The organism is Achromobacter xylosoxidans A8 (genome assembly GCF_000165835.1).
GTDB classification, from domain to species: Bacteria; Pseudomonadota; Gammaproteobacteria; order Burkholderiales; family Burkholderiaceae_B; genus Achromobacter; species Achromobacter xylosoxidans_B.
Genome location: NC_014640.1, coordinates 1,838,893 through 1,851,126 on the forward strand (window position 1 = coordinate 1,838,893; position 12,234 = coordinate 1,851,126).

The following is a 12,234-nucleotide window of genomic DNA, read 5'->3' on the forward strand; positions in this document are numbered from 1 at the left end:
GATCTGGACGTGGCGTGACAGCCGTTGCGCCAGACTCCAGGGAGACCTTCCATGAATCCATTTCTTCAATCCGCCGCAGCCCGGCCCGCGCCCCGTGCGCGGTGGCGCAGGCAGCGCTCGCCCGCCGGTTCCGGCGCCCGGCCGCGCCCCTTGCGGCAGGTCCTGGGCGCTTTGCTGGTGACGGCCGGCCTGGGTTTTGCCGCGCCGCTGGCGCACGCGCTCGACGTCAATCAGGCCAATGCCCAGCAGCTCGAGGGCGTGCGCGGCATAGGCCCGCGCATGGCTGAGATCATCGTGAAGGAGCGCGAGCGGGGCGGCAAGTTCGAGTCGCTGAACGACCTGGCTGAACGCGTGCGCGGCATCGGTCCGAAAAAGGCCCAGGCCCTGCAAGAGGCCGGCCTGCTGGTGGGCGGCGCCGGGGCTCAGGCCGGGCCGGGCGAGGCAGCGGCCAAGCCGGCGCAGGTCAGGGCGGCAGCGCCCAAGCCCGAAGCCAAGCCCGAAGCCAGGCCGCCATCCTCCCAGCCCGCGGCCCGCGCCCGGCCCTGACTGCGCCGGTCGGCGCGGGTAGCCCTGGCGGGAGCGCGGCCTTTGGCGCCGCGCGCCGCCGGGCAAGGTTATGATCGTCCGCATGACTACTACCTATCCCACTATCGAGCAAACCGTCGGCAACACGCCGCTGGTGCGCCTGCAGCGCATTCCCGGGGCCGCGGGCGCTGCCCGAGGCAATGTCATCCTGGCCAAGCTGGAGGGTAACAACCCCGCCGGCTCCGTGAAGGACCGTCCGGCCCTGTCGATGATCGCGCGCGCCGAAGAGCGCGGCGACATCAAGCCGGGCGACACCCTCATCGAGGCGACCAGCGGCAATACCGGCATCGCGCTGGCCATGGCGGCCGCCATGCGCGGCTACCGCATGATCCTGATCATGCCGGACAACCTGTCGGTGGAACGGCGCGCGGCCATGACGGCCTATGGCGCCGAGCTGATCCTGACGCCGGCGGACAAGGGCGGCATGGAATATGCCCGCGACCTGGCTTCCGCCATGCAGGCGGACGGCCGCGGGCTGGTGCTGGACCAGTTCGCCAATCCCGACAACCCGCGCGCTCACATCGAGACCACCGGGCCGGAAATCTGGAACCAGACAGAAGGGCGCGTCACCCACTTCGTGAGCGCCATGGGCACCACGGGCACCATCATGGGCGTGTCGACCTATCTGAAGTCGCGCAACCCGGCGGTGCAGGTAGTGGGCGCGCAGCCTGCCGAAGGATCGTCGATCCCGGGCATACGCAAGTGGCCCGAAGCCTATCTGCCCAAGATCTTCGACCGCAGCCGGGTCGACGCCTACGAATCCATCGAACAGGCGGAAGCCGAACAGATGGCGCGCCGGCTGGCGGCGGAAGAGGGCATCTTCGGCGGGATTTCCTCCGCGGGTGCGCTGGTTGCGGCCCTGCGCGTGGCCGAACGCGTCAACGATGCCACCATCGTGTTCATCGTGTGCGACCGCGGCGACCGCTATCTGTCCACGGGCGTTTTCAACTGAACGCCCGGCTGTAGCCGAACTCAACAAAACCGCCATGCCGGGGCAGCCCGACATGGCGGTTTTTCATTAGAAGGGCGCGGCGGGCGCCCCGGTCTTTTGCCTGCTTACTCGGGCTGGATGCCGGCGTCCTGCATCACTTTGATCCAGCGCTGGCTTTCCGCGAGGTTGAAGGCTTCCGCTTCCTGGGAGCTCATGGCGCTGGGCAGGGTGCCCTGCGATTTCAGCGCTTCCACCACCTTGGGCGATTGCGACGCTTCGATCATGGCCTTGTTCAGCTTGGCGATGATGGGTTGCGGCGTATCCTTGGGCGCCCACATGCCGTACCAGGTGACGATGTCGAAACCGGGCAGGACGCTCTCCGCGATGGTCGGCACATCGGGCAGCTCAGCCAGGCGCGTCTTGGTCGTGACGGCGATCGGGCGGATCTTGCCGCTCTGGATGAGGGGCAAGGCCGGTGCCAGCGGCGCGTACATCAGGTCCACGTGGCCGCCCGCGACGTCGGTCAGGGCCGGGCTGCTGCCGCGGTAGCCGACGTGGGTGATCTTGGCCTTGGTGGAGGTATTGATCAGCTCGCCCGCCAGGTGCGGCAAGGTGGCGACGCCGGGGGAAGCGAAGGTCAGCGAGCCGGGCTGCGCCTGGGCCTGCTTGATCAGTTCGCCGAAGGTCTTGAATTTGGAATTGGGCGGGACGACGGCCACCATCGGCACCGTGCCCAGCACGCCCACCATCTGGAAGTCCTTGATCGGGTCAAAGCTCAGATTCTTGAATTGGGCCGGGTAGATGCCCTGCACCGACGGGTTCATCAGCAAGGTGTAGCCGTCGGCAGGCGCCTTGGCCACCTGGGCGGTACCGATGGTGCCGCTGGCCCCCGCGCGGGTTTCGATCACCAGCGGCTGGCCCAGGATCTCTCCCATCTGCACCGCGATCACGCGGCCGACCACGTCCGTCGGCCCGCCCGCCGCCCACGGCATGATCACGCGGATGGGCTTGTCGGGATAAGCCGCCTGCGCGTAGGCGTTTGCTGCCGGCAACGCTGCCGTGGCGATCGCCGAGCATGCCGCGGCGAGGAAAGTGCGTTTGTTCATCTACTGTCTACTCCTACAAAGGTGAGATTGGCCGAGGGCAGCGCCGCCTGCAGCATCGCCTTGACCTCGGTCAGCTGTTTCCCCGTGGTGGCTTCGTTCTTCAGCATCCGGCTCAGCGGGCCGGCCACCACGATGGCAAAGGGTTGTTCGTATGCCCGGAATCCGAGCGAAATGGACATCACGTCCTCGACGTTTTCGCCCACCGAGCGCTGCCAGCCGCGCGCCACGCCCGCTTCCAGGTCGCGGTCGAAGGCTTCCCGGCTGGTGAGCGTGCTGTCCGTGTAGGCGGCAAATCCGCTGTAGGCCTTGAACCACTTCTGCCGTTCGTCCTGGGACAGCACCGACAGCAGCGCCTTGCCCGAGCTGGTCGCGTGCACCGCCTTGAAGCCGCCGGGCTGATGCGAGAAGCGGATCGTCTGCTTGGATTCCGCGACGATCAGGTACACGACCTTGTCGTCGGCCAGCTTGGCCAGCAAGGCCGTCTCGCCCGTCAGGTCCCGCACCCGGGCCAGCACCGGCTCGATCACCGCGTTGAGCGGGTCGCTATGGCAGATCAGGGTGGCCACGTGGATCAGCTTCTGGGTCGGGTAGTAGCCATGCTTCTTGCCGATTTCATAGAGATAGCCGCGCGCCACCATGGTCTTCAGGAGACCGTGGCAGCTGGAGAGCGGAATTTCCATCTGGGCAGCGATTTCGCTGTACAGCAAGGGCTTCTGCGCCTCGGCGAAGAGGTTCAGCACATCCAGCACACGGCCTGCAGTTTTCACATCCATGATGTTAGTATCCTATACGTGATAAATTTATGTCAAACAGCATTCAATCGACCAGGAGTTGCAAGGCATGAGATGGAACAACCGTCCCGAGGGATCGAACTGGGGAGATTTCGGGCCTGACGACCAGCGAGGTTGCCTGAATTACATCACCCCCGCGAACGTGCTGAGCGGCATGCGGGAAGTCCGCGAAGGACTGAGCTTCTGCCTGTCGCTGCCGCTGGATTACCCGGGCGGCAATGGCGTGAACGTGCGTCGTCATCCGCCCAAGCTGCGGCCTACCGAGAGGGATGGCGACCAGTACCTGAACTTTCCGTTGGGACGCCTGCGTCCCGGCTGCGTCGACGTGCTCAGCGACGACATTGTCGAAATGAGCTTGCAGTACTCGACGCAATGGGATTCGCTGGCCCACGTCGGCGCGCTGTTTGACGCCAATGGCGACGGCCTGCCCGAGCGTGTCTACTACAACGGCTATCGGCCCAACGAGCATGTTGTGGGCCCGGTGGACTACGACGTGGACAATGGCTATGCCAAGACCGACCTGGGGCAGGGGCCGGCCTCCAACGCCAAAAAGCTGGACATCACACAGCTGGCCGAATCGTGCCTGCAGACGCGCGGGGTAATGGTCGATCTGGCGCGCCACTACGGGCGAGAGCAGAAGTCGGTCGGCTATGACGACCTGATGCGCATTCTGGAAGCGGACCGGATCGAGATCGAGCAGGGCGATATCGTGCTGTTCCATACGGAATTCGGCGACGCCCTGCTGGAAAAGAACCGCGAGCCCGACCCCCACACGCTGCACGAAATCTGCGCCGGCCTGGACGGCAGCGACGAGAAGCTGCTGCAGTGGATCACCGACTCGAAGGTGGCGGCCATGGCGTCAGACAACCATGCGCTGGAAATCTATCCCACGCAGAAGCCCAATGCCTGCTGCGCCGCATTGCCCTTGCACCACCACTGCATCTTCAAGCTGGGCCTGCCGATAGGCGAGATGTGGTATCTCGGGGCGCTGGCGCGTTGGCTGACGGCCAACGGCCGCAGCCGCTTCCTGCTGACGGCGCCGCCGCTGAACCTGCCTGGCGCCGTGGGTTCGCCCGTGACGCCGGTCGCGACGGTGTAAAGCGGGCCACGGCGTCGGACGCCGCGGCCCAGGGGGCTGTCAGCGGCCCACGCGGGCTTCGATCTCGCTCGCCAGATCCGCCACCGAGGTCGCGTAGAAGTAGCTGCGGTTGTACTTGGTGAGCGCGAAGAAGTTGGGCGTGCCGACGCGGTATTGCGCCGTGCCGCGGGCTTCCTCGACCAGATCGACCACGCCCAGCGGCTGGCTGCCCCAGCCGGCGGCCGAGGCGCCCGGCTGCAGGCGGGCGCCCGCCGCCGTGAGCGTGCCCCAGCTCTGCTTGGGTTCCAGCCCGCCGTCGACCAGCGGTGCAGGATCCGTGGGCAACACCACCGGGGCAAACACCGGCAGGCCGCGCTGCCAGCCGTGCTGCGACAGGAAGCTGCCCACGGACATGATCGCGTCGCGCGTGTTGTTGCTCAGGTCGATATGGCCGTTGTCGTCGCCGTCCACCGCGTAATGCATGACGCTGGTGGGCATGAACTGGGGCATGCCTATGGCGCCGGCGTAGGAGCCGCGCGTTTCCAGGTCCAGTTTGTCCTTCATGACCAGGGTCAGGAAATCCGCCAACTGGCCGCGGAACATGGTGGCGCGCTCGGGCTTGGCCGGGTCCGGATAGTCGAAGGCCAGCGTGGTCAGCGCGTCCAGCACGCGGAAATTGCCCATATTGCGGCCATACAGCGTTTCCACGCCGATGATCGAGGCGATCACGGGCGCCGGGACGCCGAAGCGCTGCGCTGCCTGGTTGAGCAGGTCGCGGTTCTCGTTGTAGAACTCCACGCCCCAGCCGATGCGCTTGGGTTCGACGAAGCGCGAGCGATAGGTCAGCCAGCTGCGCCAGATTTTCTTGCCCGGCGGCGACGGCGCGATCAGGCGCGCGACGGTGGCGTTGTAGCGCGAACCGGCCAGCGCGGCGACCATGGGGTCCAGCGGCAATTGGCGTTCGGTGGCCAGGTTTTCGACAAAGGAACGGACTTCAGGCCGCAGCGCGCCATTGGCGCCCAGCGCGGCGGGACCGTCGTCCGCCAGTTCAGAACCAGGTGTCGGCGCGCTGGGTCCGATGCGAATGGGGGCCGGGGTTGATTCGGCGGCCGGCTGGCCGGCGGCGGTGTTGGTGGTGGCAGAGGGAGCGGTGGTGGAGCAGCCCGCCAGCAGGGCGGAAAGCGTTCCGAGTTGCAGTAAACGCCGACAGATGAACATAATCTTCCTTATGGAGACCATGTATCTTACCCACCCGGCATGCCGCTTGCATGAAATGGGCAGTTGGCATCCCGAAAGCCCCCAGAGGCTGGACGCCATTTCAGACCAGTTGCTTGCCAGCGGATTGATGCCCTACCTGGATGACCGCCAGGCGCCGCAGGCATCCCGCCATGACATATTGCGGGTGCACACTGTCCAGTATCTGAACAGTTTGCGCGAACATTTGCCGGAGCAAGGGTATTTCCCTATCGATCCGGATACCCTGATGAATCCCCACACCTACGAGGCTGCCCTCTACGCGGCGGGCGCGGGCGTGGCGGCGGTGGATGCCGTGATGGGGGGGGAAGCCCGTACGGCGTTCTGCGCGGTGCGGCCTCCCGGGCATCACGCCTGCCGTTCCCAGGCCATGGGATTCTGCTTTCTGAACAACGTCGCCATTGCAGCGCAACATGCACTGGACTTCCACGGCCTGTCGCGTGTGGCCATCGTCGATTTCGATGTGCACCACGGCAATGGCACCGAAGACATCTTCGCTGGCGACGATCGGGTGCTGATGTGCAGCTTCTTCCAGCATCCCTTTTTTCCAAACAGCGGCACCGAGAATCCCGCCTCGAACATGCTGAACGTGCCGGTGGCCGCCTATACCGGAGGGGCCGCGGTCAAGACTATCGTGACGGATACCTGGCTGCCTGCGCTGGAGGCGCACCGCCCCGAACTGATTCTGGTGTCGGCGGGTTTCGACGCGCACCGCGAGGACGACATGGGCCAGATGGGCCTGGTCGAGGCCGACTACGCCTGGATAACCGAACAGCTCGTGGAGGTGGCCGAGCGCCACTGCCAGGGGCGGATCGTCAGCACGCTCGAGGGCGGTTACAACCTGTCAGCCCTGGGCCGCAGCGTGGTTGCGCATATACGAGCGCTTGCGAAGCTGTAGAATCAAGAAAAAATTGTGCAATGCGATCCCGGCGCATGCCGGGTAATTATTTTCCATTTGGAGGCAGCGGGATGAAGGTATTGGTACCTGTCAAGCGCGTCGTTGACTACAACGTCAAGGTGCGCGTCAAGTCTGATCAAACCGGCGTGGATATCGCCAATGTGAAGATGTCCATGAACCCCTTTGACGAAATTGCCGTCGAGGAAGCGACCCGCCTGAAGGAGAAGGGCGCGGTGGCCGAGGTCGTGGCGGTTTCTTGCGGCGTTGCGCAATGCCAGGAAACGCTGCGCACGGCCATGGCCATCGGCGCCGACCGCGGCGTGCTGGTCCAGACCGATGCCGAACTGCAGCCGCTGGCCGTGGCCAAGCTGTTGAAGGCGCTGGTCGACAAGGAACAGCCGCAGCTGGTGATCCTGGGCAAGCAAGCCATCGACGACGACGCCAACCAGACCGGCCAGATGCTGGCCGCGCTGCTGGACTGGCCGCAAGCCACGTTCGCCAGCAAGGTCGAGCTGGCCGACGGCAAGGTGACGGTCACGCGCGAAGTCGACGGCGGCCTGGAAACGCTGACCTTGAAGCTGCCGGCCATCGTCACCACCGACCTGCGCCTGAACGAGCCGCGCTACGTCACGCTGCCCAACATCATGAAGGCCAAGAAGAAGCAACTGGACACCGTCACGCCGGAAGAGCTGGGTGTGGACGCCGCGCCGCGCCTGAAGACGCTGAAGGTCAGCGAGCCGCCCGCCCGCAAGGCCGGCATCAAGGTGGCCGATGTCGCGGCCCTGGTGGACAAACTCAAGAACGAAGCGAAGGTGGTCTGAACATGACGACGCTGGTTATTGCCGAACACGATAACGCCCAGCTCAAGGGCGCAACCCTGAACGCCGTCGCCGCCGCCGCCAAGATCGGAGGCGACGTGCACGTGCTGGTCGCCGGCGCCAACGCGCGCGCCGTGGCCGACCAGGCCGCCGCCGCCGCAGGCGTCTCCAAGGTCCTGCTGGCCGACGCGCCGCAACTGGCCGACGGCCTGGCCGAGAACGTCGCCGCCCAGGTGCTGGCGGTGGCCTCGGGCTACAGCCACATCCTGTTCCCGGCGACCGCCTCGGGCAAGAACGTGGCCCCGCGCGTGGCTGCCAAGTTGGACGTGGCACAGATCTCCGACATCATCGGCGTGGAATCCGCCGACACCTTCCAGCGCCCGATCTACGCCGGCAACGCGATTGCCACGGTGCAGTCGGCCGACGCCGTCAAGGTCATCACTGTGCGCACCACCGGCTTTGACGCCGTGGCCGCGCAGGGCGGTTCCGCCGCGGTGGAGGAAATCGCCGCCGTCGCCGATTCGGGGCTGTCCACCTTCGTGGGCCGCGAAGTCGCCAAGAGCGACCGTCCGGAGCTGGCCGGCGCGCGCGTCGTCGTCTCCGGCGGCCGCGGCCTGGGCAGCGCCGAGAACTTCAAGATCCTGGATCCGCTGGCCGACAAGCTGGGCGCGGCACTCGGCGCCTCGCGCGCCGCGGTCGACGCAGGCTATGCGCCTAACGACTGGCAAGTCGGTCAAACCGGCAAGATCGTCGCGCCGCAGCTGTATGTGGCGGTTGGTATCTCGGGTGCCATCCAGCACTTGGCCGGCATGAAGGATTCGAAGGTCATCGTGGCCATCAACAAGGATCCGGAAGCGCCGATCTTCGGCGTGGCCGATTATGGCCTGGTGGGCGATCTGTTCCAGGTCGTGCCTGAACTGACCGGCGCGCTGTAAGTCTTATCGCGCTGCAGTATTGAAGGCCCGCCAGCTTCGCGCTGGCGGGCTTTTTTATTTTTGACGCCAGGACCACACATCATTTGATTTCAATATCCCAAATCTTTTGATTTCTCGAAAGATTCTGATAATGTGTTCCGCGCGCAGCTAGATTCGCGCAAGTGCTCGACCTGTACAGAACGAAGGAGATTCGGGATGGAATGGTTCTTTGACACTCTGCGAAAATATCCGGAACTTGCGATATTCCTTACCCTGGGTGTTGGGTACTGGATAGGCGCCAAGAAGATCTTCGGATTCAATCTGGGAGCCGTGACCGGCACGCTGCTGGTCGGCGTGCTGGTGGGACAGCTCAATATCACGATCGCTCCCGTCCTCAAGCAGGTCTTCTTCCTGCTCTTCCTGTTCGGTCTGGGTTACGGCGTCGGACCGCAGTTCTTCCGAGGGATGAAAAGCGATGGCCTTCCCCAGGTCATCTTTGCCGTCATTATTTGCGTGATCTGCCTGTTGGTGACATGGGCGACAGCCGTAGGCTTCGGCTTCGATGCCGGCACCGGCGCGGGCCTGTTGTCAGGGGCCCAAACCATTTCCGCGGTCATGGGCGTGGCGACGGACACCATCAACGGTTTGGGCATAGACGCAGCCACCAAAAAGAAATGGATCGACAGCATTCCTGTCGCCTACGCGGTCTGCTACATCTTCGGCACGGTCGGAAGCGCCTGGATCCTGGCATCCCTGGGCCCGAAGCTGATGCGCGTGGACATCGTGAAGGAGTGCCAGGAATACGAAGCCAAGATGTCCGGCGGCGCCGACTCGATGGAATTGTCGGGCTATCGCAAGTTCATTGCGCGCGCCTACAAGCTGGACCGCGAGGAATTTGTCGGCAAGACGGTGGGAGATCTGGAGTCCCGCTTCGTCGAGGCTCGAGTGTTCGTGGAACGCATCCGGCGCGGCGACCAGATCATCGACAGCGATGCCAAGACGGTGCTGCAGCAGGGCGACATACTGGGCGTGACCGGCAGGCATGACGCGCTGGTCACCCAGGCCGCTGGCATCATCGGCACCGAGGTCGAGGACCGCGACCTGATCAGCATGCCCGCCGAGGTCGTCGAGGTCGTGCTGACCAACAAGAACATCGCCGGCAAGACCATCAAGGAAATCGCGGACAGCGAAGCAGGCCGCGAACTGGGACGCGGCGTGTTCCTGCGCAAGGTCGTGCGCGGCGGCCACGACATGCCGGTCAACTGGGGCCTGAAGCTGGACCGCGGCGATCGCCTGTTCGTACTGGGCGCCAAGCGCGACGTTGAGCGCGTGGTCGGCCGGCTGGGCTACGTGGACCGCGCCACCAGCCAGACCGACATGGTCTTCGTCGGTTTCGGCATCCTGCTCGGCGGCCTGTTCGGCTCGCTGGTGCTGACCGTGGGCGGCGTTCCCGTCACCTTGTCGACCTCCGGCGGCGCGCTGATTTCCGGCCTGATCTTCGGCTATCTGCGCTCGGTGCATCCGACCTTCGGCCGGGTGCCGGAACCGGTGCACTGGTTCCTGACATCGGTGGGGCTGACGACGTTCGTTGCGGTCGTGGGCATATCTTCAGGGCCGGGATTCGTGCTGGGCTTCCAGCAATTGGGCGCCAAGCTCTTCATCGCGGGCATCATCGCCACCAGCGTTCCGATGATCGTGGGCGTGTACATTGCGCGGTACGTATTCAAGTTCCATCCCGCCATTGCGTTGGGAGTCTGCGCCGGAGCCCGGACCACCACCGCGGCCATCGGCCAGATCACCGAAACGGCGAAGAGCCAGGTGCCCGCACTGGGCTACACGGTTCCCTACGCCATCGGCAATACCCTGCTCATCATCTGGGGGATTGTCATCGTCATGCTCATGTCCTAGCAGAACGCCCCGCAAGCCCCGCGCTTGTGGGGCGTTTTGCAAGCGCGCCGGCCCGGCCGGCGACGCTCAGCGCCTGTCACCACGCAAACCAGGAGTACTGAACAATGGCTTCCACCGCGCCTCTCACCGTCAGCCTGGCCTCGGCCTTGAAAACTACCCGTTCGCGCCAACGCGACCTCGAACAGCTTTCTCCGTTTGAACTGAAGGACTACCTGATCACGCTGGCCAAGGACAACCAGCACACCGCCGCCATCACCATGTTGAACGCCGGCCGCGGCAATCCGAACTGGATCGCCACCGAACCGCGCGACGCCTTCTTCCTGATGGGCCAGTTCGCCATGAAGGAAGCCCGCCGCGTGCGCGACGAGTCCATTCTGGCGGGCATGCCGGCCAGGAAGGGCTGCGCCGATCGGATGCGCAAATTCCTGTCCAAGCACAAAGGCATGGACGGCTACGATTTCCTGGTCGGCGTGCTGGAGTACGGCGTCAAGGTCAAGGGCTTCGATCCCGACGCATGGGTCCATGAATTGACCGACAGCATCATCGGCGACAACTATCCCGTGCCGCCGCGCGCGCTGGTCCATCTTGAACAGATCGTGCACGATTACCTGATCAAGGAAATGTGCGACGGCCGTCCGCCCAAGGGCAAGTTCGACCTGTTCCCGGTCGAAGGCGGCACGGCGGCCATGTGCTACATCTTTGATTCGCTGATGCAGAACGGCCTGCTGAAGCAAGGCGACACCATCGCGCTGTTCCTGCCCACCTTCACGCCCTACATCGAGATCTCGCATCTGGAGCGCTTCCAGTTCAAGATCGTCCCGATCAACGCCAGCAGCCTGCGGGCCGACGGCACCCATGATTGGCACTATCCGGCGTCTGAAATCGCCAAGCTGGAAAATCCCAAGATCAAGCTGGCGGTCACGGTCAACCCCAGCAACCCGCCGTCGGTGGCGTTCAGTCCGGTCGAGATGAAGCAGATCGTGCGCCTCATCCGCAAGAACCCGGACCTGGTGCTGGTGACGGACGACGTGTATGGCACGTTCGTACCGAACTTCCGCTCTCTGATGGCTGAAGTACCGCACAACACCATATGCGTGTATTCGTTCTCCAAGAACTTCGGCTGCACGGGATGGCGCCTGGGCGTGATCGCGACCCATGAAAAGAACACCATGGACCGCCGCATCGCCGAACTGCCGGCGTCCTGGAAGCAGCGCCTGAACAAGCGCTACGGCGCCATGACGATGGAGCCCGAAAAGCTCAAGTTCATCGACCGGCTGGTGGCCGACAGCCGCAATGTCGCGCTGAACCATACGGCGGGCCTGTCCCTGCCGCAGCAGGTGCAGATGGGCTTTTTCGCGTTGTCGCATCTGATGGACCTGAAGGACTCGTACAAGCACCTGACGATGAAGATCGTGCGCGCGCGGCGCGATGCGCTGTGGCGCGGCCTGGGCATCCCCATGCCGCCCGAAGATCCGATGCGCGCCTGGTACTACGTCGAGCTGGATTTCATGGTCTGGGCCAAGATCACGTATGGCGAGGCGTTCTGCAAGTACATGATGTCCAACTATGAGCCGGTCGACTTCCTGTTCCGCCTGGCCGAGAAGTCCGGCGTGGTGCTGATGGACGGCGGCGGCTTCGGCGGCCCGCCGTGGTCGATCCGTGTCTCGCTGGCGAATCTGGACGATGGCGACTACGCCAAGATCGGCAAGCACATGGTCGAAGCCGCGACCGAATACGTCGAGGCGTGGAAGGCCGGCGAGCTGGTGCGTTCGGGCCCGACGGCCGGCAAGGGCCAGACCACGAAGGCGCCCGCAGCCAAGCGCAAGGCGGGCAAGACCGCGGTCGCCAAAAAAGCCGTCAAGAAAGCGGTGAAGAAGGCCGACGTGGCGGTGAAGTCCGTCAAGAAGGCGGCCGCGCGCAAGTAGGCAGGCCAGGCAGCAACCTCCAGGGC

11 protein-coding genes are annotated in these 12,234 nt (G+C 64.7%); 8 read left to right on the forward strand and 3 right to left on the reverse strand.

The features are described from left to right. Positions 1-51: 51 nt before the first annotated feature. The gene (locus tag AXYL_RS08555) at positions 52-546 is read left to right on the forward strand and encodes a ComEA family DNA-binding protein (RefSeq protein ID WP_013392399.1); all 495 of its coding nucleotides are present in this window, start codon (positions 52-54) and stop codon (positions 544-546) included. A gap of 82 nt (positions 547-628) precedes the next feature. Next, a complete protein-coding gene (gene cysM / locus AXYL_RS08560; protein ID WP_041655288.1) occupies positions 629-1,537 on the forward strand; it encodes a cysteine synthase CysM in 909 nt (302 codons plus the stop codon). 104 nt (positions 1,538-1,641) lie between these two features. On the opposite strand, the gene AXYL_RS08565 is transcribed toward cysM, so the two are convergent. Beyond that, positions 1,642-2,622 (reverse strand): Bug family tripartite tricarboxylate transporter substrate binding protein, encoded by a 981-nt coding sequence (locus tag AXYL_RS08565; RefSeq protein ID WP_013392401.1) that lies wholly within the window; start codon positions 2,620-2,622, stop codon positions 1,642-1,644. Further along, positions 2,619-3,395 carry an IclR family transcriptional regulator gene (locus tag AXYL_RS08570; protein WP_013392402.1) on the reverse strand — a complete coding sequence of 259 codons (777 nt, stop codon included), beginning with the start codon at positions 3,393-3,395 and terminating at the stop codon, positions 2,619-2,621. The genes AXYL_RS08565 and AXYL_RS08570 overlap by 4 nt, the downstream gene beginning before the upstream one ends. A 67-nt stretch (positions 3,396-3,462) precedes the next feature. Between AXYL_RS08570 and AXYL_RS08575 the strand changes: the two genes are divergently transcribed. Then, positions 3,463-4,512 carry a cyclase family protein gene (locus tag AXYL_RS08575; protein WP_013392403.1) on the forward strand — a complete coding sequence of 350 codons (1,050 nt, stop codon included), beginning with the start codon at positions 3,463-3,465 and terminating at the stop codon, positions 4,510-4,512. Between the two features lie 39 nt (positions 4,513-4,551). Here AXYL_RS08575 and mltB read toward each other — a convergent pair whose 3' ends face one another. Continuing rightward, a complete protein-coding gene (gene mltB, locus AXYL_RS08580; protein WP_013392404.1) occupies positions 4,552-5,709 on the reverse strand; it encodes a lytic murein transglycosylase B in 1,158 nt (385 codons plus the stop codon). 10 nt (positions 5,710-5,719) lie between these two features. On the opposite strand from mltB, the gene AXYL_RS08585 reads away from it, so the two are divergent. From AXYL_RS08585 to AXYL_RS08605, 5 genes are all read left to right on the forward strand, one after another. Beyond that, a complete protein-coding gene (locus AXYL_RS08585) occupies positions 5,720-6,643 on the forward strand; it encodes a histone deacetylase family protein (RefSeq protein WP_080551048.1) in 924 nt (307 codons plus the stop codon). A 71-nt stretch (positions 6,644-6,714) separates the two neighbouring features. After that, positions 6,715-7,464 carry an electron transfer flavoprotein subunit beta/FixA family protein gene (locus AXYL_RS08590; RefSeq protein WP_013392406.1) on the forward strand — a complete coding sequence of 250 codons (750 nt, stop codon included), beginning with the start codon at positions 6,715-6,717 and terminating at the stop codon, positions 7,462-7,464. Positions 7,465-7,466: 2 nt separating this feature from the next. Next, positions 7,467-8,396 (forward strand): electron transfer flavoprotein subunit alpha/FixB family protein, encoded by a 930-nt coding sequence (locus AXYL_RS08595; protein ID WP_013392407.1) that lies wholly within the window; start codon positions 7,467-7,469, stop codon positions 8,394-8,396. A gap of 195 nt (positions 8,397-8,591) precedes the next feature. After that, entirely contained in the window at positions 8,592-10,283 is a 1,692-nt protein-coding gene (gene aspT, locus AXYL_RS08600; RefSeq protein WP_013392408.1) for an aspartate-alanine antiporter, read from the forward strand. Between the two features lie 104 nt (positions 10,284-10,387). After that, positions 10,388-12,208, forward strand: coding sequence for a bifunctional aspartate transaminase/aspartate 4-decarboxylase (locus AXYL_RS08605; protein WP_013392409.1), 1,821 nt, complete (start codon positions 10,388-10,390; stop codon positions 12,206-12,208). Positions 12,209-12,234 lie beyond the last annotated feature (26 nt).